Source organism: Paractinoplanes bogorensis, from assembly GCF_018829635.1.
GTDB lineage: Bacteria > Actinomycetota > Actinomycetes > Mycobacteriales > Micromonosporaceae > Actinoplanes > Actinoplanes bogorensis.
Genome location: NZ_JAHKKG010000011.1, coordinates 402,279 through 426,921 on the forward strand (window position 1 = coordinate 402,279; position 24,643 = coordinate 426,921).

Sequence of the window (24,643 nt, forward strand, 5' to 3'; positions counted from 1 at the left end):
GGCCCGGAGTCACACCCGCCGGGGAAAGGGCGGGGCAGTGAGCCACCGAACGTCATGGCTCGCGGGCTTTCTGTGGAAAACGCTAGCGGTCCGGGGGTCGTGGGGACCTTAAAGGGACCAGAACGCATCTACAGAAGTCTCTTAAGTCCGCCGCCTGGAGGGCATGTCGTAGAAGCCGGTCGGCAGCTGCACCTCGGCCGGTTGACGCCGGTTGCGGATGCGCAGCCGCAGCAGCATGCCGACGCCGAGGAAGACCATCAGCGCGCCGACGATCAGCCCGATGCCGAGCACGTTGGAGCTGCTCGAGGCCGGGGTGAGCGCCGCCGTGTCGGTTTCGGTGGGTGCGGGCGCGGCCTGGTCGTCGACGGCCTCCTCGTCCTCGGCCGGCTCCTCGGTCGGGGTGGCCGACGGCGTGGGTGACGGGGTCGGCGAGGCGCTCGGCTTGGCCGCGACCGGACTCACCACCCGGGCCTGGGCGCCGGTCGAGCTGAGCAGCCGGCCGGTGCCGTCGAAGGCCTGGGCCGAGAACGTGACCTCGCCGTCGTCGGGACCGGTGAACGCGATGTTCCACTGCCCGGTGACCGTACGGTCCTGGCAGAGCTGCCCGGGGTCGAGTCGCTCGTCGATCACCGTCGCGGCCTCGCCCTGCACGCCGGCGCGTACGGGAAACGCCTTTTGATCCTCGATCCGGGTCACCCGCACCTGGTCCAGGCTGATGCCCTTGGTCTCGATGCTCAGCGCCCAGCGGACCTTGAGGCAGCGCCGGCCGCGGTCGGTCGAGACGACGGCGGTGAGCGTGCGGGCGTCCTTGCCGATCGTGAACGTCTGGGGCGACTGCCCCATCTTCACCTCGAAGCCGGGCACGTCGGCCCGCGCGGGCGAGGCCCAGGCCAGCGTCGCCACCGCCACGAGGACAGCGCTGATCCGAGTCCCCCCTCGGGTCAGGTGCCGCATGCGGATCATCTCCTTCGTCCGGCGGCCGCGCGTGAATGGACTGTGGCCGCAACCCATGGTTCGCACGGGAGGGCCGAAAGGTTCACCGGGTGCGCTGGGTCACTGCGTCGTGACGCCTTATTTTTCGCTTAGGCAACTGTTTCTCCGGCGTGTCTGCGCAGGTCAGCGCCCTTCTTGGGGGTGTGGCGAGAAAGTGCGGCGCAAAAGAACCGTCCGGCGTTCATCCGAACCCGTGTGCGGCACGTAGTTGGGGGATGGGCAGGGACCGGCTGGCGCCGTTCGCTGCCCGGCAACAAGTGAAGCAGGGGGCATTCCCCACGGATGCCTGCGTCCCACCGCCCACGGGACGTGACCGCTGCGGAGAACGAGGAGTTATGGCTCGGACGAGTAACAAAGAGCGACCCGCCGAACGCATGCCCGTCGACGTCGGTGCCACCGGAAGCCGCGAGCCCTCCAAGGGCGCGATCGCGATCCTGGCCGTGAGTGTGATCGCGGCCATCTGGGCCGTCGCCATGATGACGAAGCCCGGCCGGGTCGGATACGTCTATCTCTTCACCTACACCGAGTACTACATCGGCGTCATCACGCTCGTGTCGTTGTCCGTCACGATCATGATCGGCCTGGTCTCCACCGACCGGCTGGTCCTCTCGATCCGGCAACGCGTGCTGCTGCAGTCCGCGCACCGCACCACCGGCGTCATCGCGGTCACCGCGCTCGTCCTGCACGTCTGGATGAAGGTCGTCGAGAAGCACGCCTCGGTGATCGACGCGTTCATCCCCTTCCTCTACTCCGGCGACAAGCGCGTCTGGATCGGCTTCGGCACCATCTCGGGCTGGACCATGATCCTGGTGATGTGGACCGGCATCGCGCGGTCCCGGTTCATCGGTCGTGGCAGCCCCTGGATGTGGCGGGGGATCCACTCGATCTCCTACCTGATCTGGCCGACCGCCCTGATGCACGGGCTCAGCGCCGGCCGGCCCGCCGCCACCTGGGTCGTCGTCAGCTACATCGTCTGCGTGCTCGGCGTGCTGGTCGGCCTGGCCGTCCGGCTCTCGGTCTCGCTCAACCGCCGCAAGGACTTCTCGTCGACCGCCGCGTCGGGTGGCCTCAAGCCCGTCGGTCAGCTGGTGCCCACCAGCTCGCCGGCGATGCGCCGCCCCGGCCGCCGCGACCAGCGGGTCGCACCGATCGAGCCCGAGCGGCTCGGACCGGTCGCCGTGACCGACACGTTCCGCCCGGCCGCCGAGATCACCGCTCCGCCGGTCGCCCCGCCGCCCGCCGACGACCTGGTCGCGCCGCGGCAGCGCCGGGCCCGGTCCGAAGAGATGTTCGACGAGCCGACCGGCATGATGCCGCAGTACGACGACGAGCGTCCGCGCCGCGGTCGGCGGGCCACCGAGGAGATCGAGTACGACGAGCCGCGCGGCCGTCGCTACCCGGGCGAGGAGACCGGCACGCGGATGCGCCGGCCCGAGCTCGAGGACACGCAGACGCGGATGCGCCGGGTCGAGATGGAGGACACCGGGACCCGGATGCGTCGCCCGGACTTCGAGGACACCGGCACCCGCATGCAGCGGCCGGACTTCGAAGACACGGGTACACGGATGCGGCGCGCCGACTTCGAGGACACCGGGACCCGGATGCGCCGCCCGGACTTCGAGGACACGCAGACCCGCATGCGCCGGGTCGAGATGGAAGACACCGGCACCCGCATGCGGCGGGTCGAGATGGACGGCTACGACGAGCCGGCTCCGCGCCGCCGCCGCTACGCCGAGCCGGAGGACGAGCCCGCGCCGCGCTCGCGCCGCCGGGGCGACATGCCCTACGAGGAGCCGCGCGAGAGCCGGCACGCCGGTTACGACGAGATGCCCCGCCAACGGGGACGCTACGACGACGAGCCGCCACCGCGCCGCTCGCGCTCGGAATCCCGTTACGACCGGGAGGCCGAGGACGCACCCCGGGGTCGGCGCGACCGGGGTGCCGACATCTCCGGCGCCGATTCAGGACGGCACAGCCGCAGCGGGTTCGTCGATCTCGACGGTCCCGAGTACGTGGAACCGGACGAGACGCCGACCCTGGTCGACATGGCGTCGCGCCGGGCCCGGCGGGAACAGCAGGAACCCGTACGCGTCCAGGCGGGCAAGGGGGCCCGCCGCGGTGGACGCGGCCGGACGGAGGACGAGGCTGACGACGGTTACTGGTCGCAGCTGCGAGGGGAAGCGAATTGAGCGCGTCGCAGGTTCCGCCGGTCACCGCGATCGGCACGCCGCGGATCACCGCGGGCTTCGACGAGTACGGCCGTCTCGACCTGCTCGCCCACCAGGAGGTGCACGGCGGGTTCGCGGCGCTGTCCTCGGGTGAGCTGATCGGCCTGGCCGACCGCATCGAGCTGCGCGGACGCGGCGGCGCGGGCTTCCCGTTCGCCCGCAAGGTGCGCGCGGTGCTCGACTCGTGCCGCCGGCAGGAGCTGCCGCCGGTGATCGTGGTCAACGGCACCGAGGGCGAGCCCCCGTCCTGGAAGGACAAGGCGGTGCTGACCCGGGCGCCGCACCTGATCCTGGACGGCGCCGCGCTGGCCGCGGCCGCGCTCGACGCCGAGGAGATCGTCATCGGCATCGCCGACGACGGCATCGGCCAGAGCTCGATCACCGCCGCCCTGGCCGAGCGCCGGATGCCCTGCCCGACCCGCATCGTCACCGTGCCGCACCGGTTCATCTCGGGCGAGGGCGGCGCGCTGGTCCGCGGCATCAACGGCGAGGCGCACATCCCGCCCGGCCGCAAGGTGCGCTCCAGCGACAACGGCGTGATGGGCCTGCCCACGCTGCTGTCCAACGCCGAGACCTACTCGCAGCTGGCGATCGCGGCCCGGCTCGGCCCGTGGGAGTACAACGCGGTCGGCATCCCCGAGGAGCCGGGCACGGTCATGCTGACCGTGGGCGGTTCGGCCAGCAGCCCGGCCGTGGTCGAGGCGCCGACCGGCACCCCGCTGATGGACGTGCTGAACATGTGCGGCGCCGACATCGGCCCCGGCCTGCTGGTCGGCGGCTACCACGGCAAGTGGATCACCGCCGAGGCCGCGCAGACGGTCACCATCTCGCGCAAGGGCTTCGCGAGCGTGGGCGGCACGCTGGGCGCGGGCATGCTGATCCCGATCGGCTCGCGGACCTGCCCGCTCGGCGAGGTCTCCCAGGTCGTGCAATATCTGGCCGGCGAGTCGGCCGGTCAGTGCGGCCCGTGCCGGCTCGGCCTGCCCGACCTGGCCCGCGCGGTCACGCTGGTCTCGCTCGGCGGCAACGCGGTCGAGAACGTGCGCCAGGCGGCCGGCGTGGTCAAGGGCCGTGGCGCCTGCAGCCACCCCGACGGCACGGCTCGGTTCGCGTTGTCGGCGCTCGAGGTGTTCGCCAAGGACGTCGAGGCGCACACCAACGGCGAGGGCTGCGGCAAGAGCGTACGGGGAATCCTGCCTCTGCCCTACACGGCCGAGCAGGGTGCGCGCCGGCTGGCGGTGGACTGGTCGCGCTGTGACGGGCACGGGCTGTGCTCGGCCGTCGCGCCCGAGATCATCCGGCTCGACGCGAACGGCTTCCCGGCGTTCCCGCAGACGCCACTGCCGCCGTGGCTCGAGAACGGCGCCCGCAAGGCGGTCAACGTCTGCCCGGCACTGGCCCTGCGGCTCACGGAGGAGACGGTCAAGTGAGAAGGCGCGCTGTCCTGCTCTCGGCGGCGGGGGTGCTGCTCGCCGCCGGGTGCAGCAGCGCACCCGTGGAACAGCCGACGTTTGTTCAGCCGGCGGCGGCTGTCCCGGACAAATCGGATGCACCCGAGGCGGCGCCGATCGTTGTTCCGGCCACGCTCAAGTTCAGCGGCAAGACCCTCGACGGCAAGCCGTTCGACGCGACCACGCTGGCCGGCAAGCCGACCATCCTGTGGTTCTGGGCGCCGTGGTGCGCGACCTGCGCGAGCGAGGCCCAGAGCATCCGCGACCTGCAGGAGGAGTACGGCGACCGGCTGTCCTTCCTGGGCATCGCCGGGATGGGCGCCAACTCCGAGATGCACCAGTTCGTCAAGGATCTCGAGGTCGGCAACGTGACCCATCTCGACGACGGCGCCGGCAAGATCTGGAAGAAATTCAAGATCACCGAGCAGAGCCTGTACGTCGTCCTGGACCGCTCGGGCGTCGTCAAGTCGACCGGGTATCTGGACGATCTGCAGCTCACCGCCCAGGTGAAGGCCCTGGTCGCCTGAGTCGGCGGGGTCTGACGGTGCTCGAGAGTTCCGGCCCGGGGGAGTTCTGACGTGGATGGGGAACTGCTGCTGGCACTGACCGCGGGGATGCTCGGCGCGGTCAACCCGTGCGGGTTCGCGCTCCTACCGGCCTATCTGTCGGTGCTGGTCGCGGCCGACTCGGCCTCGCCGGCCCGGGCGGTGGCTCGCGCGCTCAAGGCCGGTGCGGCGCTGGCGATCGGCTACGCGCTGGTGTTCGGGGCGTTCGGGCTGCTGCTGATGCCGGTGGCGGGCGTTCTGCAACCCCGGCTGCCATGGCTCACCGTGGTGCTGGGCGTGGGCCTGGCCGCGGTCGGGGTGTGGCTGCTCGCGGGCCGGTCACTGCCGTCCTTACCCGTACGGGCTCCGGCCCTGACCGGTTCGACCTTCTCTACGGTGCTGTTCGGGATGGCGTACGCGATCGCCTCGCTCGGATGTGCGGTCGGGCCGTTTCTCGCGCTCGTGGTGTCGAGTCTGCGGGCGGGTTCGGTGGGGTCCGGCGTGGCGCTCTTTCTCGCGTACGCGGGAGGAATGGCTCTGGTCGTCAGTGCGACCGCGGTGGCCGTGGCCCTCGTGCGGGTGTCGCTGATCGCCCGGATGCGGCCGCTGCTCGGGGTCGTCCCGCGTGTGGGTGGGGCTGTGCTGGTGATGTGCGGGCTCTACGTCGCCTATTACGGCTGGTACGAGCTGCGGCTGGCCGGAGATCGGCGACTGGCCGGCACCGACCCGGTGATCAACGCGGCCGGGGTCGTGCAGCGCTGGCTCAGCTCGTTCGTGTCCTCGGCCGGCGTCGTGCCGTTTGCGATCGTCGTCGCGCTCGGCCTGATCGGGCTGCTCGCTCTGCGCGTGCGCAAAGCCGGCGCTTCCGCGCAGTCCGCGCCCTCCGCGCCGCCCGCGCCCTCCGCGCCGCCCGCGCCCTCCGCGCCGCCCGCGTAGTCCGCGCCCTCCGCGTAGTCCGCGCCCTCCGCGTAGTCCGCGCCCTCCGCGCACGAAGAAACGGCCCGCACCAGGCGGGCCGTTCTTCAGCGATTCGGGGCTGCCGTCCGGGGACGGCGTCGGGGTCAGACGGCCGGCGGGTAGGCCGTGGCGTAGGCCGGCTTCTCCGACGGCATCAGGATCCAGAGGATCGGGTAGATCAGGATCTGGCTGCCCGGGATGGCCAGCAGGATCACCACGAAGAGCACGCGGGCCAGCCACGGGTCGATCCCGAAGCGGTTCGCCAGACCGGCCACGACACCGGCGATCATCCGGCCCTGGCGCGGCCGGGTGAGGCCCCGGCGGGACATGTTGTCGTGCACGGTGTTCATGGGATGTCTGTCTCCATCTCTCCGGCTCGTTCGGCCTGATGCATTCCATCCTCCGGTCTCGGAGCCTCCGCGAACATCCGGAACTGCCCTGGTCCGACCCTGACGTGCCAACCCTGAGTCCCGACTTGCTAGAGACTTCTTTCTAAAGCATTCTCTAGGGTATGCGGGACACAAACCGGCTCACCGATCCGAAGACCCTTCGCGCGTACGCTCATCCGCTGCGCATGCGGCTCATCGGGCTGCTGCGGTCCGATGGTCCGATGACGGCCACCCAGGCCGCGGCCGCTCTCGACGACAACGTGCCGAACTGCTCGTTCCACCTGCGCCAGCTGGCCAAATACGGTTTCGCCGAGCGGGTGCCCGGTGCCGACGGGCGCGAGCGACCATGGCGGGCCACCGCACGCACCACGTCGTGGGACGACGACTCCGACGACCCGGCCATGCGCGCCGCCACCGACCAGCTCAACAGCGTGCTGCTCGGGGTCTTCACCCAGCGGGCCCAGGACTACCTGGCGGCGCGGGCCGGCGAGCCGGCCGAGTGGCGTTCGGCGGCCGGGTTCGGCGACGCCCTGGTCCACGTGACGCCCGAGCAGCTGGTCGAGCTCACCGCCCAGATCGAGGCGCTGGCGGCCCGGTTCGCCGATCGCACCCCCGGATCGCGGCCGGTTCAGCTCATCCAGCTGGCCATCCCGCGCGGCCCGGTGCCGGCTCTTGGCGAGCCGGAGCGTGGCCCGGTTTCGGCTCTTGGCGAGTCGCAGCGTGGCCCGGTTTCGGCTGTTGGCGAGTCGGACGTCGGCTCGGTCTCGGCTCGCCGACAGCCGGAGCTCGACCCGGGGGAGTCACGGTGACGGCCGGGGCGATCGTCGAGCCGCGGGGGCCGTGGCGGCTGCTGCGCGAGGCCGCCTTTCGTCGCTACTGGAGTGCGCAGACCGTCTCGCTCGTCGGCGATCAGATCACGGTTCTGGTCGTGCCGCTGCTGGCCGTGCTGGCCGTCGACGCTGGACCGGCCGAGATGGGCTACCTGACCGCGGCCGCCCTGCTGCCCAACCTCTTCTTCTCGCTGCCCGCCGGCGCCTGGGCCGACCGCCGCCGCGACAAGCGCCGCATCATGATCGCCGCCGACCTGTCCCGCGCGCTCCTGCTGCTGGCCGTGCCCGCGCTGTGGTGGGCCGACGCGCTGACCCTGCCGCTGCTGTGCGCGGTGGCGTTCCTGGTCGGGTCGTTCGCGGTGCTGTTCGAAGTGGCCCACGCCAGCCTGTTCGCCGCACTGGTCCGCCGCCCCGACTACGTCGACGCCAACACGCTGCTCAACGGCAGCCGGGCCGCGTCCTTCGTGGCCGGTCCGAGCCTGGGCGGCCTGCTCGTGCAGTGGCTGTCGGCGCCGGTCGCGCTGCTCGCCGACGTGCTCACCTACCTGGCGTCGGCCGCATTCCTGACCCGGGTGCGCGTCGCGGACGCTCCCGCCGACACGTCGGATCAGGCCAGAGGCATGCTTGCGGGCGTACGTTTCGTGGCCCGCTCGGCCGTGCTGCGCGCCGTGCTGCTCGGGGCGACCACGCTGAACCTCTTCAACTACATCTTCGCCGCGCTGTTCGTCCTCTACGTGACCACCTCGCTGCACGTGGCCCCCGGCACGCTGGGCCTGATCATCGGCCTGGGCGCGCTGGGCGGCCTGGTCGGCGCCGCGGCGGCCGGCCCGTTGAGCCGCCGCATCGGTATCGGTCCCGCCGTGCTGGTCGGCTTCGTCCTGTTCCCGGCCCCGCTGATCCTGATCCCGTGGGTCGGCGGCCCCTACGCGCTGATCCTGGCCACCTTGGCCGTCGCCGAGTTTTTGTGCGCGCTCGGCGTGATGATCCTCGACATCACTGTCGGCTCGGTCCAGACGGCCGCCACCCCACCGTCGATGCTGGCCGTGGTGGCCGGTTTCAAACGAACGGTCAACTACGGCATCCGCCCCATCGGCGCCCTGCTCGGCGGAGCGTTGGGAGCCACCATCGGCGTACGGCCGTCACTGTGGATAGCCACCGTGGGCGCCCTGCTCGGCGCCGTGTGGATCTGGTTCTCCCCCCTGCGCACCATGCGCGACCTGCCGGAACTCGAGTAGTTCACTGACCCACAGTCGCCGCACTGCGGTGCACGGGGCCGCAGCGCAGCCCGTCGGTGTCGGCGGCGTGGTCGACCTGCAGGGTGGTGTGCCGGATGTGGTGCCGGACCCGCAGCAGCTCCTCCAGGTCGACGCGGCTGCGGTGGCAGTCGGCGTGATCCTCGACGATCACGTGCGCGGACAGTGCCGCGTGGCCCGAGGTGATCTGCCACAGGTGCAGGTCGTGGATCTCGTGCACGGCGGTCACCGCGGCCAGCTCGGCGCCGAGTGCGTCGACGTCCATGCCGGCCGGGGCGGCCTCGAGCAGGATCCGCCCGGAGTCGCGGACCAGCCGGGCCCCGGCGTGGACCATCAGCACCACCACGATCAGCGAGGCGATCGCGTCGGCCCGGGTGAAGCCGGTGACCACCATGACCACGCCGGAGACGAGGGTGGCGGCGAACGCGAACAGGTCGTTGAGCAGATGCTGGAACGCGCCCTCGACGTTGAGACTGGTCCGGTTGGCGCGGGACATGCACCAGGCCGCGACGACGTTGACCACGACACCGATCGCGGCGGTGACCAGGACGACCCCGCCGGCCACCTCGGGCGGGTCGATCAACCGGCCGACGGCCTCGTACGCCAGCCAGAGGCCGAGCAGGATCAGGGTCAGACCATTGGCCTGGGCGGAGAGGATCTCGGCGCGTTTGAGCCCGTACGTGAAACCGCCCCGGGGTGGACGCGCGGCCAGGCGCATCGCGGCCAGCGCCAGGACGATCGCGGCGACGTCGGTCAGCAGGTGGGCGGCGTCGGACAGCAGGGCCAGCGAGCCGGAGACGACGCCGGCCACCACCTCGGCCAGCATCAGCACCGAGATCAGGATCAGTGCGGCGACCAGCCAGCGCCGGTCCGAGCCGGCGCTCACTCCGTGATCATGGTGGTGCTCATGGTGACCGCCCATGGTTCCTCCCGATCGGTATCAGGAGGATTTTCCCACTTCACCGCGAAATATCGGTGCATATCCGAATCATCGGGTGATCCACGATGGACAGCTCTACTCCCCGGTGATGTCGGCGACGATCACCGTGACGTTGTCGGGCGCGCCGTTCTCGAGGGTGCGGTGCACGAGCTCGGCCGCGGCCGTCTTGCGGTCGGCGTTGGCCAGCAGGGTCTCGGCGATCACGGCGTCCTCGACGTAGTCGGACAGCCCGTCGCTGCAGAGCAGGAAACGGTCGCCCTCCCGTACGGGAATCATCCGCCCCGCGGGACGGTAGGGACCACCCTGCACGGCCTGGGTGACCAGCGCCCGCTGCGGATGGCGCCGGGCGTCGGCGGCACTCAGCACACCCTGGTCGACCAGCGCCTGGACGTACGTGTCGTCGCGGGTCAGCTGGGTCAGCTCACCGTCGCGGACCAGGTAGCAGCGCGAGTCGCCGACGTTCAGCGCGGCCACCCGGTCGCCCGCCAGCATGATCGCGGTGACCGTGGTGCCCATGCCGTCACGGGCGTCGTCGTCGGCCACCGCGGCCTCGATCCGCTCGTTGGCCTGCTCGAGCGCGCGGATCAGCACCTGCAGCGGCTCACCCTCGTCGTCCTCGGCGTCGACGACGCTGAGCGACTGCACCAGGATGTCGCTGGCCAGCTCGCCGGCGGGCAGCCCACCCATGCCGTCAGCGACCACGAGGAGGCGGTTCCCGACGAAGACCGCGTCCTCGTTGTTGGTCCGCACCAGGCCCTGATCGGTGGCGGCGACCGCCCGGACAACAAGCGTCATGTGACAAGACTGCCAAAGCCCCGATCAGATGTCTCTAGTACCTCCTGAGTAGTGCGGGGACGAGTTTGTGTTAAGGACGGACATAAGGCGCTTCCCGGCAGGTCAACCACACCGGAGGACTACCTCGCGCGGGGCGGCGGGACAACCGGTGCGGCCGTGGTTGACAATCGTCGGCGTGACGACAGCCATCCATCAGCGCATTGCCACCGAACTCGGGGTCCGTGAGGGCCAGGTCACCGCGACGGTCGATCTGCTCGACGGCGGGGCCACCGTTCCGTTCATCGCCCGGTATCGCAAGGAGGTGACCGGCGCCCTCGACGACACCCAGCTCCGCACGCTCGAGGAGCGGCTGGGCTACCTGCGCGAGCTGGAGGAACGCCGGGCCGCGGTGCTGGAGTCGATCCGTACGCAGGGAAAGCTCGACGACGCACTGGAAGCCGCGATCCTGGCCGCCGACTCCAAGGCCCGCCTCGAGGACATCTACCTGCCCTACAAGCCGAAACGGCGGACGCGGGCCCAGATCGCCCGTGAGGCCGGCCTCGAGCCGCTGGCCGACCAGCTCCTCGGCGATCCCTCGCTCGACCCCAGGTCGACCGCGACATCTTTTGTGGGCGAGAACGTCGCCGACGAGCAGGCGGCGCTGGACGGGGCGCGGGCCATCCTGATCGAGCGCTTCGCCGAGGACGCCGACCTGATCGGTGAGCTGCGCGAGCGGATGTGGACCCGGGGCCGCCTGATCGCCAAGGTCAACGACGGGAAGCAGAACGACGGCGCGAAGTTCGCCGACTATTTCGACTTCGCCGAGCCGTACGCGAAACTGCCCTCGCACCGCATCCTGGCCATGTTCCGCGGCGAGAAGGAGGGCGTCCTCGACCTCACGATGGAACCCGAGCCCGAGGACGAGTCGACCTTCGAGCCGCGCATCGCCGCCCGGTTCGGCGTCACCGACCAGGGCCGGCCCGGCGACAAGTGGATGAACGACACCGTGCGGTGGGCCTGGCGCACCCGCGTGCTCATCCACCTCGGCGCCGACCTGCGCGTCCGACTGTGGCAGGCGGCCGAGGACGAGGCCGTCCGGGTCTTCGCGGCCAACCTGCGCGACCTGCTGCTGGCCGCTCCGGCGGGCACGCGTTCCACCATGGGCCTCGACCCCGGATTCCGTACGGGCGTGAAGGTCGCCGTGGTCGACTCGACCGGCAAGGTGGTGGCGACCGACGTCATCTACCCGCACGTGCCGCAGAACAAGTGGGACGAGTCGATCCACCGGCTCGCCGCCCTGGCCAGCAAGCACAACGTGGACCTGATCGCGATCGGCAACGGCACCGCCTCCCGCGAGACCGACAAGCTGGCCGGCGACCTGATCAAGCGGCACCCCGAGGCCGGCCTCACCAAGGTCATGGTCAGCGAGGCCGGGGCGTCGGTCTATTCGGCTTCCGCGTACGCGGCCCAGGAGCTCCCGGGCATGGACGTGTCCCTGCGCGGCGCCGTCTCCATCGCGCGCCGCCTGCAGGACCCGCTGGCCGAGCTCGTGAAGATCGACCCGCGCTCGATCGGCGTCGGGCAGTACCAGCACGACCTGTCCGAGTCCAAACTGTCCAAGTCGCTCGACGCGGTGGTCGAAGACTGTGTGAACGCGGTCGGCGTCGACATCAACACCGCCTCGGCCCCGCTGCTCTCCCGGGTCTCCGGCATCACGACCGGCCTGGCCGAGAACATCGTGCTGCACCGCGACGCCAACGGCCCGTTCGCCAACCGCAACGAGATCAAGAAGGTGGCCCGGCTCGGCCCCAAGGCGTTCGAGCAGTGCGCCGGCTTCCTGCGCATCCCCGACGGCGACGACCCGCTCGACTCCTCGGCCGTGCACCCGGAGTCCTACCCGGTGGTGCGGACGATCCTGGCGTCGGCCAAGACCGACATCAAGTCGCTGATCGGCAACAGCCCGCTGCTGCGCGGCCTGCGGCCCGAGGAGTTCATCACCGACACGGTCGGCGTGCTCACCGTGACCGACATCCTGCGCGAGCTCGACAAGCCGGGGCGGGATCCGCGGCCCGAGTTCAGCACGGCCACCTTCAAGGAGGGCGTCGAAAAGATCGGCGACCTCGAGCCGGGCATGGTGCTCGAGGGCGTCGTGACCAACGTGGCGGCGTTCGGGGCGTTCGTCGACGTCGGCGTCCACCAGGACGGGCTGGTGCACGTGTCGGCGCTCTCGGACACGTTCGTCAAGGATCCGCGTGAGGTCGTGAAGTCGGGCGACGTCGTGAAGGTGCGGGTCGTCGAGGTCGACGTGCCGCGTAAGCGGATCTCGCTGACCATGCGGCTCAAGGACGAGGTGCGCAAGCCGCGGGAACCTCGCGAGGACCGGCCGCGTGGCGGTCCGGGCGGCGGGCCGCGGCAGGGCGGCGCCGGTCAGGGCGGCGGGCCGCGGCAGGGCGGTGGCGGTCAGGGCGGCGGGCCGCGGCAGGGCAGCGGCGGTCAGGGCGGTGGCGGTCAGGGCAGCGGCGGGCAGCGTCAGGGTGGCGGCCAGCGGCAGGGCGGTCAGCAGCGCCAAGGCGGCGGTCAGCGCCAGCAGCAGTCCCAGTCCAGCTTCAACGGCGGGGCGATGGCCGACGCGCTGCGCCGGGCCGGCCTCACCAAGGACTAGGTGGCGGGCCGGGCGCTCCTCAGCGGGCGCTCGGCCCCCGCACCTCGATCCGGTCGAAGGCCACCTCGGCCGCCCCCGCCTCGGGCGCGTCGCGGTCGAGGAACACGCCGAGCAGCACCCGGCTGCCGCTGATCTCGGCCGCGCCGAGCGGGGCGTCCCCGAGCGGAACGCCGTCGCGGGTCACGGTCACCGTCTCGCCGTCGACCCGCAGACCGATCCGGGTCGGTTCCGCCCCGACCTCGATCGGCTGGTCGAGCGGCAGGGTGCGGGACACCGACACATTCGTGCTCTGGTGCGCCCCGACGAAGATGTTGTCCCGGCACACGCGTACGAGATGACCGCCGTTGGGCAGTTTGAAGTGGAACCAGATCGCCGCGCAGGCATTGTCGCTGAGCAGCCGCACGCCGACCTCGATGCCCAGGTCTTCGGGCAGTTGATCCTGCGGGCCGCGGCACTTGTAGAGCGGCTTGGCGTCGATCCGCACGTGCAGCTCGCCGTCGGTGAACGCGCACGACGAGCGGCCGTCGGGCTCGGTCTTGGCCAGCCACAACCGGGGCTTGTCGAGGTCGTCGGCCAGCAGCAGCGGGCCGGCCGGCGGCGCGGACGACACTTCGGCCACCGGCTCGCTCGGCCCGGGCCCGGGAGAGGCGACCGGACTCTGACCCGGACGTCCGAAAACGATCATCATCGTGCCGGCGATCACGGCCAGCACCAGCGCGGCGATCGAGACCGGCAGGAACCAGCGGCGCTTGTCTTCCACGTCGTCGGTCACCGGCTCGGCCATGCCCGGTATGGCCGACACGACCACGGTCGGCTCGGCCGGCGCCGGATGCGGCATCAGACCGGTCACCGACTGCGCCTGGTTGGCCGCGGCCCGCAGGTCGGGCTGGCCCTCGAGGGCCGACACGGCGGGCCTCGAGTTGCTGGCCACGAGCCGGTCGAGCAGTTCGCGGGCCGAGGGGCGGTCGGCCGGATCCTTGCTCAGCGCGGCCGCGACCAGATCGCGCAGCGGGCCGCTGAGCCCGGAGAGATCGGGCTGACTGGTCAGGATGCGCCCCGCCGTCGACGGGGCCGAGTCGCCGCCGAACGGGGTGTGGCCGGTGCCCGCGTAGGTCACGATGCCGCCCCACGCGAAGACGTCGGCCGCGGCGGTGACCGGCACTTCGTCGTCGCCGAAGCGCTCCGGCGCCATGTAGGCGACCGTGCCCATCATGAACTCGGGCGACGTGTTCGCCGTGTGGGCGCCCTCGATGGCCCGCGCGATACCGAAATCGATCACCTTGGGCGTGCCCGGCGCGAGCAGCACGTTGCGGGGCTTGAGGTCGCGGTGGATCACGCCGGCGCCGTGGATCGCGGTGAGGGCGGTGGCCACCCCGATCGCGACACTGTGGAGGTTGGCCGCGGTGAGCGGTCCCTTGTCGTCCACGACCTGCTGCAGGGTCGGGCCGTCGACGTATTCGACCACCAGATAGGGATGGTCGGCGTCGGGGTCGGCGTCGAGCACCTCGGCCGTGCAGAACGGCGGCACCTGCCGGGCCCGGGCCACCTCGCTGCGGAACCGGCGCCGGAACTCGTCGTCGGGCGCCAGATCGGCCCGCACCACCTTGACCGCCACCTGTGTGCCGGCCGGCGACGTGGCCAGGAAGACGGTGCCCATGCCGCCCTCGCCGAGACGGCCGACGAGCTCGTACTCGCCGAGCCGCACCGGATCGCTCGGGCGCAACGGCTCCGGACGCATGACCGCCCCCAGTCCCGGAGAAATCAGAAAGGGTCACTGTATCGGGTGACGTCAGCCGCCTGCGGCCTATCCTCGGCTCATGTTGATCGAGACCGAACGGCTCCTGCTGCGGCGGTTCCGCAAGCCGGACGCGGAGGTGCTCGCGGCCTATCGCTCGGATCCTGACATAGCCCGATATCAGTCGTGGGACGCGCCGTTCTCGTTGCTGCGGGCCGAGACCGCGGTCGCCAACTTCATGGCCTCCGACCCCGACAGGCCGGGCTGGTTCCAGTACGCGATCGAGCACACCGCCGACCGCGAACTCATCGGTGATGTGGCGGTGCACCTGCACGACAACCTGAAGCAGGCCGAGATCGGCTTCACGCTGGCCCGGAACCGGCAAGGACAGGGTTACGCGACCGAGGCCGTACGGGCCGTCCTTGATCGGCTCTTCACCTTGCAGGGTCTGCACAAGGTGGCGGGGGAGTGCGACGCCCGCAACTCGGGGTCGGCGGCGCTGATGGAGCGGCTCGGCTTCACCCTGGAGGGCCGGCTCCGGCAGCAGACCTTCATCAAGGACGAATGGACCGACGACCTGATCTATGGCCTGCTGTCCACGGAGTGGCCCTCGTATGGTTGAGTTCCCGCCGTGGATCTCGATGGATTCTGGGCGCTGATCGAGCGCAGCGCGCGTAAGAAGGACGAGCACGACCGGGCCGACTGGCTCACCGCACAACTGGCCGAGTCGTCCCCGGCCGAGATCGAACAGTTCGAGATCCTCTATTACGGCCTGCGCGACCGGATCGACACCTGGCACATGTGGGGTGCGGCCGCCCTGATCTGCGACGGCGCGTCCGACGACTCGTTCTGGTACTTCCAGGCCTGGCTGATCGGGCAGGGACGCGAGGCGTTCGAGTCGGCCGCGGCCGACCCGGACGCGCTGGCCGACCTCCCGGCGATCCGCGTGCTGGCCGGCCGCGACTCCGACTTGTGGGCCGAGGACGAGTGGCCCGAGTGGGAGCTGCTCGACTACGTGGCGTCCGAGGCCTACGAAGAGGTCACCGACGGCGACGACCTGGACGACGCCCTCGAGGCCCGCGGCCTGATCTTCCGCGCCTGGCCCGAACCGCCCGACCCGCGTTTCGACACGCGCGACGTCACCGAGCGGCTGCGGCGTTATCCTCGGCTGTCCGGCCTGTTCGACCCCGTTCCCTCCGTCTGAGGAGTCGTTGTGCCGCACCGCAGCCGGTTGTCCACCATCCTGATCGACGTGCCCGCCGCCGAGGCGGAGGCGGCGACGGCCTTCTGGTCACGGGCGCTGGGCGTCGAGACGGTCTCCGAGCCCGGCGAGCCCCAGTTCACCGGTCTGGTCGGCGCGCTGCCCGGGCTCACCCTGGCCGTGCAGGCGATCGACGGCGACGCCCGCTACCACGTCGACTTCGAGACCGACGACCTCGACGCCGAGACGGCCCGGCTGGTCGCCCTCGGGGCCGAGCAGATCGACCAGTGGCTCGACTGCCACATCCTGCGCCTGCCCGGCGGCCAGCTGGGCTGCGTCATCCCACGCCACAGCGACGACTTCGACCGGTTCGCCAAGTCCTGGCCGTGACCGGCTACGGATTCACCGAGGCCGGTCCCGTACGCCGGATGGTGCGGCTCGCCGTGACCAGCCGTCCCGTGGCGTGGCTGTCGGTGCGCTACCTGGCGTCGATCGACCGGCTGGCCCTGCGGGCGAGCGGCGGCCGCGGCACCCTGTCCGGCTGGGTCTCCGGCCTGCCGGTGGTGCAGCTGACCACAACCGGCGCCCGCACCGGCCAACCGCGGACGACACCGGTCCTCGGCGTACCCGACGGCGACAACCTGGTCGTGATCGCGGCCAACTTCGGCGACCGCCGCAACCCGTCCTGGTACCACAACCTGCGCGCCCACCCCCGCGCTACGGTCGCGTCCCGGTCCGTTGTCGCTGTCGAACTGACCGGGCCCGAGCGCGATCGACTCTTCGCGGCCGCCGTTCGGATGAATCCCGGTTGGCTGCGCTTCCGCGACCGCGCCGACGTCCGGCAGATTCCGGTCATCCGCCTCACACCGGTTCCTGATTGAGCCGCCTTCGCTGTTCCGAGGTCAGCTCGATCTGCTCGGCCGCCACGTTCTCCTCCAGATGGGACACCCGCGACGTGCCCGGGATCGGCAGCATCGCCGCGGACCGGTCGAGCAGCCAGGCCAGCGCCACCTGAGCCGGCGTCGCTCCGACCTCGGCGGCGATCGCTATCGCCTCGCCGTTCGGCTCACCAAGCGGCCGCCACGGCAGGAAGTCGATCCCCTCCGCCTCGCAGACCCGGAGCACGGGTTCGTGCACGCGGTCGTCCAGGTTGTAGCGATTCTGCACACTCGCGATCCCGGCGATCGCCCGCGCCTCCGCCAGCTCACCCACCGAAACCTCGGACAGCCCGATCCGCGCCGCCTTGCCCGCACCGACCAGCTCGCTCAGCGCACCCACCTGATCGGCCAGCGGCACCTCAGGATCGACGCGGTGCAGTTGCAGCAGCGCGATCCGCTCAACCCGCAGCCGCCGCAGAGACCCGTCCACTTGCCGCCGAAGCGACTCGGGCCGCCCGTCAAGCCGCCAGTTGCTCAACGGCCCGCTGCCGGTCACCCCGACCTTGGTCGTGACAACCACATCTTCCCCGTACGGATACAGAGCCTCAGCGACCAGCTCCTCGTTGGCGCCCCCACCGTAGAGAAAGGCCGTGTCGACCAGCGGTACCCCTAGCTCGACGGCCCGCCGCAACACCGCAACCGACGTCTCCCGGTCCCGCCCCGCCGTAGCCAGCTGCATAGCCCCGAACCCGATCCGCCCGCCGCTCACCCTGAGCACCCTCTCCCGATCAACCGCTCGCCGTCCACAGTGATCATGACTGGGGCTCGGCAAGATCACTGTGGACAGGTGCGGACGGTAAAACAAACGGCACCTCTCTTTGCCAAGGCGTCTCCAGCTTGTCTGATCGTTGGCGGTGATCGCGGTCTGCAGCGTGAACACCGAGGCCGTGGGTTCTGCCGATCCGGCGACAGGTGCGGAATCAACTCCCGCAGAGCCACTCTTCGGACCGGTCGTCGACTCGCCCGACGTGCAGCGTGGCGGCGTGCGCCGGCGGATCGGTACAGCGAGGCGGCCGGCCCGCATGGCCCGGGCGCCGCGATCCCGACGCAATGGTGGTTCACCATGGGCTCGGTGCGCCGGCGCCCGGACGAGGCGCTGCGTCAGGGTGCCAACTCGAGTGGGTTCCGCTGGCCCGGCAGCATGCGATTGCAGCATTTCCCGCAGGGCCGCTGTCTGGACCGCGACCACAGAATGACGACCCTCGCCCACTCGTAAGCGACGAACGGTATCGGGTGTCACCCGAACCACGGCGCGCGGCGACCCAAGAATCCCATCGAACATCCGCCCGTGCGAATGATTGACGCTGACCGCAGGGCCGGCAGGTATTCGAGCTACGCCAACCGCAGGACCAGCGGCTTCTTGGTCGGCGCTCACAGTGGGCTGAACAGGTGTTGGATTCCGCCCGCGTATGAGTCGCGCAGGATCATTCCGAGCTGCGTTATCAAGCCCATGTAACGTTCCGCCGGAATTTCTGAACGAGTCGGCGTGAGGCGTTTCTGTAACAGCGTTATCCTGCGTTGGTCCACCTATTTTGTGGCCCGTGGTTCGAGGCGATTCTTCCTGCGCGGCGAGGCCTGTCTCGTGCTGCGACACGTCGACCGTACTGGTGACTGCCGTAGGAACTACCTCGCGTCGTGCCGTGTCGGTGGCCTCGTTCCGGGTTGCGTTGGCTGCTCTGGCGTGGGCTTCGCCGGCTGCTTCGCGTCGTGCCGTGTCGGTGGCCTCGTTCCGGGTTGCGTCGGCTGCCCTGGTGTGGGCTTCGCGTCGCGCTGTGTGGGTGGCCGTGCACCGTGCCACTTCGGCCGACCAGATTTCCGAAGCGCGCGCTGTGGCTGTTGCGTCGGGGCGCGCTTTGTTGTTGGCTGCGCGTGCTGCTTCGCGCTGTGCTGTCGCGGTGGCCTTGTGTCGTGCGACGTCGGCGGCCCAGTCTTGCGCTGCGCGAGCTGCCCCGCGTTGCGACGCGTCGGTCGGGCTGATCTCGGCTGTGCGGACAGCCTTGATCTGGTCGAGCGTGGACGCCGGCGTGCGGCGCATCTTTTCGGCGTGGCGGCGCTCCAGGCCCCGGTCTCGGCGCTCTTTGTGCTGGCGCCGGAATTCCTCCCGGGAGGGTGAATAGTTGCGTGCCAAGGTGGGATCGCGCATTTCCGAGATCGTGGCCCGGCTGAACAACGACAACTGCGCCATGCAAAGATTATCCCCTACCGGCATAGCGCCATGTCAGTATTCGATCATGCAAATATGTGCGTTTCACGAAATGACCTCGGGCAGCAAAACCACGGCGAGTCAGTGAAGGTCAACCTCATTCACGACGTTCCGGAGGGGTTGTCCCGGCGATCCCGGTCGCTCACGGGGTTCGATCAGACCGTCCAGACCTTGAGCAATCCGTCTGGCGGGAATCGGGCATCCCGGCCGCCGAGATGGACCGCGCCGGGGCCACGGCCTGGTCCTGCCGCCTGCGCCGGAAGACGACCCGGTGACCGAAGTTCGAGGACCGGCCGACGTCTGGTGGCATGACCGGGATTCGCTGATTGCCGTCTACGCGGGCCTCGGCCCGCCAGTCACCGCACCGGGTTGATCTTCTCAGGGCTGGACGCGTGCTTGTAGCGGCGTGGGCTGCAACAGCCGGGTGCACGCGACGGCAGCCGTCAGCATGGCCGCCAGCAGGATGAAAGCTGTGGCCCTCGGCCCGGCCACGGCCAGCAGGTAGCCACCGAGCACGGCACCGATCGGCACCGCGCCGTCGGTGATGACCGAAGCGGCGCTGACGATGCGGCCCAGCGCCGAATCGGGTACGGCGCGGGCCCGGGCCACCGTGAGGGTGACGGCCACGACCGTGCCGATCGCGCCCACCCCGCCCCACGCGATCACCAGCACCACCGTCCGGGTGCTGACCGCGATCAGCGCCAGCATCACCGTCCACGCCCACATGCAGCTCAGGAACAGGGCGCGCGGCGAGAACTCCCGTTCCAGCCGTGGGGCCGCGAACGAGCCCAGGATGCCGCCCACGCCGGCCGCGGCCAGGATCGCGCCGACCGTCCAGACCGGACGGCCGTCGCGGGTGCCGACCACCAGCACCATCAGGATCACGCACTGGAACAGGATGTTGGTGAAGCCGGTGACGATCGTGGTCATGCGCAGGAAGGGGATCCGCCACAGCCAGACCAGTCCCTGGCCCATGCGGTGCCAGAAGCGGGCCACCGGGTCGGCGGTGGGGACCGGGCGGGGGTCGAACAGCCGTTTCGGCATCGCGGCCAGGGTCCACAGGCAGAAGACGTACGAGAAAGCATTGAAAAGGAACGGCGCCCAGCGGGACACGTCGAAGAGCGCGCCACCCACCGCGCGCCCGGCGAGGTTGGCGATCGGCTGTTCCGCTTCGAGGAAGGAGAAGGCGACCGTGCGGTGTTTCTCGTCGACCACGTCGCGGACCGCGCCGACCTCGGCGATGCCGAAGACGACGAACGCCGAGCCTTCGAGCACCGCCGCCACGATCAGGATGACGGTCAGGCCGGCCAGGTCGAGCGCCGATGCCAGCAGCACCGACACCGTCGCGGCCAGCCCGACCGCCTGGGCCGCCAGCATCAGGAGGCGGCGGTTGACGGTGTCGGCGATCAGGCCGGCCGGCACCTGCAGGATCAGCGTGGGGACGGTGGCCGCGAAGGCGATCCAGCCGGCCAGTGCGGGGGAGTCGGACAGGGCCAGGGCGAGCAGGGGGTAGGCGATGCGGATGCCCGCGGTGCCGACCAGCGACAGGGCGTTGCCGCTCCACAGCGCCAGGAAGCGCCGGTTGTGGAGGATCACGACGAGAGCCACGCGGTGAGCTGGACGATGTCACCGCCGACGGCCGCGTGCAGTGCCGCGACCACTTCGGGGCGGCGGAACAGGGCCGAGACCGACGCCTCGTCGGTGAGGTGCCGCATGCTCAGGGCCACGCCGGCCCACGACTCGGGGCTCAGCGGTGACTCGGCCAGATAGAGCGACAGGGCCCGCTCGTAGTCACCGGCCGCATAGGCCAGGTCGGCGGGGGGAACGCCCGACAGATCGCCCGACATCTTCAGATAGCCGACCGGCAATCGCGAACGATCGCGGGGTGGCGCGGAGACCACGTGCGAAGGCGGCAGCGGGCCCGGCCTCGGCGACGAAAGCCAAGAAGCGGATAGAGAGGTGATGTCGACCGCCATGTTCCGCACCCGCCACGCGACCAGATGACCGGCTGACGCCTCGCGGGCCAGCGTCTCGAGCCGACCGGACACGGCCACGCCCGACCAGCGCGCGTCGGCGGCGGCCCGCATCGCCGCGACAAAACCGGTGCCGGCCTCGGTGAGCAGCGGTGACGCGGCGGCCACGAGCAGCGCCTGCCGCACCTGGGTACGCCACCGCGCGAACTCGACCTCGGCCACCGCGGACTGCTCCGACAGACGCCAGAAGTCAGTGACGCCGATATGCGCGTAGATGCCCTGCAACAGCCCGGAGAGCGGCCGCGGATCGTCCCGCCACGGCGCGTACAGGTCTTTGACGGCCGACGGCTTCTGAAGTTCGACCAGGTCGGTCAGGGCGGTCAGCTTGGCATGCTGGCACTCGTGGATCAGGGTGAGCGCGAACTGGCGCGGCCCGCCCGCGGCGCTCATGTGCACACCCCCGTATGCGTGCAGCGAGGTGTTGCTGACCCCGTTGGGCACCGGTTCGGCGGTCAGCGGCACCACCGCCCGCAGCACGTCGTCGATGCCGGCGCTGTATTCCGGGTACTGCCGGCGCAGGATCTCGAGCGCGCCGTGGAAATGGCGGGACCACATCGCCGCCTGGGCCTTGGTCAGCCGTGGGGGAGGAGAGGTCAATTGCGCTTTCGTGTACGGGTCGGACATGTCGCGAAACGGGTCCAGATCATCGAGATGGACCGTCCGCAGCGTCGAATACGTCGTCCCGAGCTTGCGCAACGGCAGCCAGCGCTCGTCGTTCTCGCCCCCGGGATCGCGCACGATGAGGCGGGTGCCGCCAAGAGTGATCTCGGCCCGATCCCGCGCCACAGCCACGAGAGCCGTCCCGTGATACCCGGGCGCGGCGAGCCGGGCCAGCCCGAGCCCCGGCAGCATGACCGCGCCGTCGCGCACGACCACCTCGTACTCGCCGACCCCACCCGACGTGATCACGTGCGCCACGGCCAGCCAGCCCGGATAGCCCAGGTCGGCCCAGAGCGGGATCTCCGACTCGACCTGCCCGGACAGCCGCCGCAGGCAGTGCACGAGCCAGACGCCCAGGTTCGGGGAGTCGAGCAGTTCGCCCCGGATCAGCCGGGCCGCCTCGGTCAGCCGCGGGTCGGCCGCGTCCTTGACCAGCATGCGCAGCAGGACCTCGCGTTTCTTCCGCTGCCCGGCGGCGAGCAGGGCCCGGGCGGCGGGCGTGCCGAACCCGGTGCCGAGATCACGGGCCAGGGCGTCAGCGTCCACCGGCCGGCCTCCTCGCGCCGATCCGGGCCAGTTCGGCCGTGACCCGGGCCCGTACGTGCTCGATCAGGAATTCCAGGTCAGGGCAGTAGACCGACGGGTTGCGGAAGCCGGAACCCGCACGGAACCGGTGCGCGTAGTTGCCGCCGCCGCAGATCCGGTGGATCGCGCACGCCCGGCAGGTCGGGCCGAGGGCCTCCCGGCCCAGTTGCCGGGCCATGATCGCGGGCTCGAGCAGCGCCGCGTCGAACGGGTTGCCCGGGCCCGGCGGCCGGATCCGGGTCGCGCCCGCGAACGCCGTCTTCAGTGTGTCGACCTGCTCGATGGTGCCGTCGGTCTCGACCACGGCGACCCGGATCGGTTGCAGGCCCACGGATTCCGAGCGCCCCGAACCGCCCAGGATCAGCGCCAGCAGGTCGTCGAACAGCCGCACGCCGGTCTCGCGCACCGGGGCGTCGAACCAACGATCGAAGATCAAGGACAGCCATTTCCCGTACGCGGGCAGGCCGCCCTCGTCGCGGCGGGGCGGGGGAGTCGTCCAGTTCCCGTGCGGCAGCAGGAAGTCGACGGTCGGCGGATCGAGGGCGAGCAGGGCCTCGTACGTGGAGATCGGGTCGTTCTCGAGGTCGACCGTGCACAGCAGCCCGGCGTACAGCGAAGGGCGTCTGCGCAGCAGGTCGATTCCCCGGACGACGCCGGCGTAGCTGCCCCGGCCGTCACGGTAGGTGCGGTGCCGGTCGTGGCCGGCCCGGTCGCCGTCGACGCTCACGGCCACGCGGATCTGCCACCGCTCGCAGACCTCGGCCACCCGCTCGTCGAACAGCAGCCCGTTGGTCTGCAGGCCGAGTCGCAGCCGCCGGCCCGGCCCGACGATGCTCGTGGCGTGGGCGGCCAGGCGGTCGAGATGATCGGCGCCGGCCAGCAGCGGTTCGCCGCCGTGGAAGACCAGGCTCACCGAGTCGCCGGCGTGTTCGGCGATCTGGCGGCAGGCGGTCGCGAACACGGCCTCGCTCATCACCCGGGGCTGGGCCCGCCAGCCCTGGTCGGCCGACTCGTAGACGTAGCAGTAGCCGCAGGCCAGGTTGCACCGGCTATGGATCTTGAGGACGAACTGGTGGAACGGCTGCGGTGTCATCGGCTCAGAGATCGGCGTCCACGAACGAGTTGAACCCGCCCGGCCCCTCCAGTGTGTCGGGCGAACGGACCCGCTCGATCGCCGCGCGCAGGGCCGGGCTGAGCTCGGCCAGCAGGTCGTCGTCGGCCTCGAGCGGGTCGACAGGCTCCGGCTCCTGGTTCTCCATCTGTGCCTCCATTCGCCGGAACCCGCCTTCCGCAGTTCTCGAACCTGTCGACGACCGCCTAACGCACCACGATACGGGCCGTGTTGTTGCCCGGCCGCGACTCGGTGCCGTCGATGATCGTGCCCGACACCCGGACCGTGCCGTTGCGGCCCGGCGCCGACTTGATCTTCAGCGGCACGGTGTGACCGACCCGGCCGTAACCCGAGTGGATCGTCGGGAAGTAGCTCTCGAAGTTGCAGCGCACCTGCTTGGACTCCGGGAGCTTCTGGTAGTCCGTGCCCTCGGTCCAGCACCACTCCGACGGCAGGATGACCGTGCCGGACGGCGCCGTGATCAGCGCGCCCGGGCCGCCGCCGTCGGACGGGCCGTGGTTGACGACCTCGAACGACAGATCGACGGTGTCACCCACGGTGCCGCGCACGGGAGGCACGGTGACCGAGACGTCGAGCGTGTTGCGACGGCTCCAGATGGCGAAGTCGTCCGAGGCCAGCACCTCGCCGTTGCCGGGCGTGACCGAGACGGCGGCGTAGAACTGGTCGGGCCCCCACAGGTTGCGGCCGAACTCGGCCCGGAAGGCGGGCCGGCCCGCCGCGTCGACCAGCGGCAGCGACTCACCCGGGGCCAGCGTGCGCCCCACGACGCAGGTCGCCTCGGACGGTCCGTAGACCCAGGGAGCGCCCTCGTCGTCGGGCCAGTAGTCGGGGAACGTGCAGTCGCCGAAGCTGCCCTTGAGCGCCGCGCCCTCGGGCAGGGTGATCATGATGGCGGGGACCTCAGCCGGCTCGGTGCCCTCGTTGCGGATCTCGGCGCGGATCGGCCGGCGGTCGCCGCCCCCGATCCGGGTCTGCGGCGTGTTGAGGTCGGACACCGAGACGACGAGGCCGGGAGTCTCGGGGTCGTCCGCGGCCTGTGCGGCGGCGGGTGCGATGACGAGCGTGGCCGCCGAGAGTGCGACGGCCCCCGCGCCGACGCGTCTCCAGACGGACTGAGTGCGACGCATTGATCAC

At 70.8% G+C, this 24,643-nt stretch carries 21 protein-coding genes and 1 pseudogene; 11 read left to right on the plus strand and 11 right to left on the minus strand.

Annotation, left to right across the window (positions count from 1 at the left end; all coding sequences use genetic code 11):
- Nucleotides 1-141: 141 nt before the first annotated feature.
- Nucleotides 142-909 (minus strand): RAD23 family protein, encoded by a 768-nt coding sequence (locus KOI35_RS33775; RefSeq protein ID WP_215792745.1) that lies wholly within the window; start codon nucleotides 907-909, stop codon nucleotides 142-144.
- Nucleotides 910-1,367: 458 nt separating this feature from the next.
- Here KOI35_RS33775 and KOI35_RS33780 point away from each other — a divergent pair, with 458 nt between their 5' ends.
- The 4 genes from KOI35_RS33780 (at nucleotide 1,368) to KOI35_RS33795 (ending at nucleotide 6,153) form a co-directional block, all read left to right on the plus strand.
- Complete coding sequence (locus KOI35_RS33780) at nucleotides 1,368-3,182, plus strand: translation initiation factor III (protein ID WP_246614163.1); 1,815 nt, start codon at nucleotides 1,368-1,370, stop codon at nucleotides 3,180-3,182.
- The gene (locus KOI35_RS33785; protein ID WP_215792747.1) at nucleotides 3,179-4,651 is read left to right on the plus strand and encodes an NADH-quinone oxidoreductase subunit NuoF family protein; all 1,473 of its coding nucleotides are present in this window, start codon (nucleotides 3,179-3,181) and stop codon (nucleotides 4,649-4,651) included. The genes KOI35_RS33780 and KOI35_RS33785 overlap by 4 nt, the downstream gene beginning before the upstream one ends.
- On the plus strand, nucleotides 4,648-5,199 hold the full coding sequence (locus KOI35_RS33790; protein ID WP_308121266.1) for a redoxin family protein: 552 nt from the start codon (nucleotides 4,648-4,650) through the stop codon (nucleotides 5,197-5,199). Before KOI35_RS33785 ends, KOI35_RS33790 begins: the two co-directional genes overlap by 4 nt.
- An 87-nt stretch (nucleotides 5,200-5,286) precedes the next feature.
- Nucleotides 5,287-6,153, plus strand: coding sequence for a cytochrome c biogenesis CcdA family protein (locus KOI35_RS33795; protein WP_215792799.1), 867 nt, complete (start codon nucleotides 5,287-5,289; stop codon nucleotides 6,151-6,153).
- 125 nt (nucleotides 6,154-6,278) lie between these two features.
- Here the strand turns inward: KOI35_RS33795 and KOI35_RS33800 are convergent, their stop codons facing one another.
- Nucleotides 6,279-6,524 carry a PspC domain-containing protein gene (locus tag KOI35_RS33800; RefSeq protein WP_215792748.1) on the minus strand — a complete coding sequence of 82 codons (246 nt, stop codon included), beginning with the start codon at nucleotides 6,522-6,524 and terminating at the stop codon, nucleotides 6,279-6,281.
- A 161-nt stretch (nucleotides 6,525-6,685) separates the two neighbouring features.
- On the opposite strand from KOI35_RS33800, the pseudogene KOI35_RS33805 reads away from it, so the two are divergent.
- Together KOI35_RS33805 and KOI35_RS33810 are read left to right on the plus strand one after the other, a co-directional pair.
- Nucleotides 6,686-7,243: pseudogene (locus KOI35_RS33805) on the plus strand (winged helix-turn-helix domain-containing protein); the annotation flags it as partial.
- A gap of 125 nt (nucleotides 7,244-7,368) precedes the next feature.
- A complete protein-coding gene (locus KOI35_RS33810) occupies nucleotides 7,369-8,628 on the plus strand; it encodes an MFS transporter (RefSeq protein ID WP_308121268.1) in 1,260 nt (419 codons plus the stop codon).
- A 1-nt stretch (nucleotide 8,629) separates the two neighbouring features.
- Here KOI35_RS33810 and KOI35_RS33815 read toward each other — a convergent pair whose 3' ends face one another.
- Together KOI35_RS33815 and KOI35_RS33820 are read right to left on the minus strand one after the other, a co-directional pair.
- On the minus strand, nucleotides 8,630-9,532 hold the full coding sequence (locus KOI35_RS33815; RefSeq protein WP_308121269.1) for a cation diffusion facilitator family transporter: 903 nt from the start codon (nucleotides 9,530-9,532) through the stop codon (nucleotides 8,630-8,632).
- 129 nt (nucleotides 9,533-9,661) lie between these two features.
- Nucleotides 9,662-10,381, minus strand: coding sequence for a PP2C family protein-serine/threonine phosphatase (locus tag KOI35_RS33820; protein WP_215792751.1), 720 nt, complete (start codon nucleotides 10,379-10,381; stop codon nucleotides 9,662-9,664).
- A 175-nt stretch (nucleotides 10,382-10,556) separates the two neighbouring features.
- Here KOI35_RS33820 and KOI35_RS33825 point away from each other — a divergent pair, with 175 nt between their 5' ends.
- Nucleotides 10,557-13,022, plus strand: coding sequence for a Tex family protein (locus KOI35_RS33825; protein WP_215792752.1), 2,466 nt, complete (start codon nucleotides 10,557-10,559; stop codon nucleotides 13,020-13,022).
- Nucleotides 13,023-13,041: 19 nt separating this feature from the next.
- On the opposite strand, the gene KOI35_RS33830 is transcribed toward KOI35_RS33825, so the two are convergent.
- Nucleotides 13,042-14,760, minus strand: coding sequence for a serine/threonine protein kinase (locus tag KOI35_RS33830; protein WP_215792753.1), 1,719 nt, complete (start codon nucleotides 14,758-14,760; stop codon nucleotides 13,042-13,044).
- 79 nt (nucleotides 14,761-14,839) lie between these two features.
- On the opposite strand from KOI35_RS33830, the gene KOI35_RS33835 reads away from it, so the two are divergent.
- Genes KOI35_RS33835 through KOI35_RS33850 form a run of 4 tightly spaced genes read left to right on the plus strand, consistent with a single transcriptional unit; the run spans nucleotide 14,840 to nucleotide 16,839 of the window.
- Nucleotides 14,840-15,379, plus strand: coding sequence for a GNAT family N-acetyltransferase (locus KOI35_RS33835; RefSeq protein WP_215792754.1), 540 nt, complete (start codon nucleotides 14,840-14,842; stop codon nucleotides 15,377-15,379).
- A 9-nt stretch (nucleotides 15,380-15,388) separates the two neighbouring features.
- Nucleotides 15,389-15,961, plus strand: coding sequence for a DUF4240 domain-containing protein (locus KOI35_RS33840; RefSeq protein ID WP_215792755.1), 573 nt, complete (start codon nucleotides 15,389-15,391; stop codon nucleotides 15,959-15,961).
- 9 nt (nucleotides 15,962-15,970) lie between these two features.
- Entirely contained in the window at nucleotides 15,971-16,348 is a 378-nt protein-coding gene (locus tag KOI35_RS33845; RefSeq protein ID WP_215792756.1) for a VOC family protein, read from the plus strand.
- On the plus strand, nucleotides 16,345-16,839 hold the full coding sequence (locus KOI35_RS33850; protein ID WP_215792757.1) for a nitroreductase family deazaflavin-dependent oxidoreductase: 495 nt from the start codon (nucleotides 16,345-16,347) through the stop codon (nucleotides 16,837-16,839). The genes KOI35_RS33845 and KOI35_RS33850 overlap by 4 nt, the downstream gene beginning before the upstream one ends.
- Here KOI35_RS33850 and KOI35_RS33855 read toward each other — a convergent pair.
- The 6 genes from KOI35_RS33855 to KOI35_RS33880 form a co-directional block, all read right to left on the minus strand.
- Complete coding sequence (locus KOI35_RS33855; protein WP_308121270.1) at nucleotides 16,820-17,776, minus strand: aldo/keto reductase; 957 nt, start codon at nucleotides 17,774-17,776, stop codon at nucleotides 16,820-16,822. The two genes, KOI35_RS33850 and KOI35_RS33855, sit on opposite strands and share 20 nt — an antisense overlap.
- 1,701 nt (nucleotides 17,777-19,477) lie before the next feature.
- Entirely contained in the window at nucleotides 19,478-20,707 is a 1,230-nt protein-coding gene (locus KOI35_RS33860) for an MFS transporter (RefSeq protein ID WP_215792758.1), read from the minus strand.
- Nucleotides 20,692-22,338: an HEXXH motif domain-containing protein gene (locus KOI35_RS49115; RefSeq protein ID WP_215792759.1), complete on the minus strand. Its 1,647-nt coding sequence runs from the start codon at nucleotides 22,336-22,338 to the stop codon at nucleotides 20,692-20,694. Before KOI35_RS49115 ends, KOI35_RS33860 begins: the two co-directional genes overlap by 16 nt.
- Nucleotides 22,328-23,470, minus strand: a complete 1,143-nt coding sequence (locus KOI35_RS33870) for an FxsB family cyclophane-forming radical SAM/SPASM peptide maturase (protein WP_215792760.1) — start codon at nucleotides 23,468-23,470, stop codon at nucleotides 22,328-22,330. The genes KOI35_RS49115 and KOI35_RS33870 overlap by 11 nt, the downstream gene beginning before the upstream one ends.
- A gap of 4 nt (nucleotides 23,471-23,474) precedes the next feature.
- Entirely contained in the window at nucleotides 23,475-23,636 is a 162-nt protein-coding gene (locus tag KOI35_RS33875) for a hypothetical protein (protein ID WP_215792761.1), read from the minus strand.
- Between the two features lie 58 nt (nucleotides 23,637-23,694).
- Nucleotides 23,695-24,636 carry a hypothetical protein gene (locus tag KOI35_RS33880; RefSeq protein ID WP_215792762.1) on the minus strand — a complete coding sequence of 314 codons (942 nt, stop codon included), beginning with the start codon at nucleotides 24,634-24,636 and terminating at the stop codon, nucleotides 23,695-23,697.
- Nucleotides 24,637-24,643 lie beyond the last annotated feature (7 nt).

Bases quoted from the DNA above. Each gene is read 5' to 3' on its own strand.
- KOI35_RS33780 (WP_246614163.1), top strand. From the start codon at position 1,368: ATGCCCGTCGACGTCGGTGCCACCGGAAGCCGCGAGCCCTCCAAGGGC.
- KOI35_RS33795 (WP_215792799.1), top strand. From the start codon at position 5,287: ATGCTCGGCGCGGTCAACCCGTGCGGGTTCGCGCTCCTACCGGCCTAT.
- KOI35_RS33800 (WP_215792748.1), bottom strand. From the start codon at position 6,524: ATGAACACCGTGCACGACAACATGTCCCGCCGGGGCCTCACCCGGCCG.
- KOI35_RS33820 (WP_215792751.1), bottom strand. From the start codon at position 10,381: ATGACGCTTGTTGTCCGGGCGGTCGCCGCCACCGATCAGGGCCTGGTG.
- KOI35_RS33830 (WP_215792753.1), bottom strand. From the start codon at position 14,760: ATGCGTCCGGAGCCGTTGCGCCCGAGCGATCCGGTGCGGCTCGGCGAG.
- KOI35_RS33835 (WP_215792754.1), top strand. From the start codon at position 14,840: ATGTTGATCGAGACCGAACGGCTCCTGCTGCGGCGGTTCCGCAAGCCG.
- KOI35_RS33870 (WP_215792760.1), bottom strand. From the start codon at position 23,470: ATGACACCGCAGCCGTTCCACCAGTTCGTCCTCAAGATCCATAGCCGG.
- KOI35_RS33875 (WP_215792761.1), bottom strand. From the start codon at position 23,636: ATGGAGAACCAGGAGCCGGAGCCTGTCGACCCGCTCGAGGCCGACGAC.
- KOI35_RS33880 (WP_215792762.1), bottom strand. From the start codon at position 24,636: ATGCGTCGCACTCAGTCCGTCTGGAGACGCGTCGGCGCGGGGGCCGTC.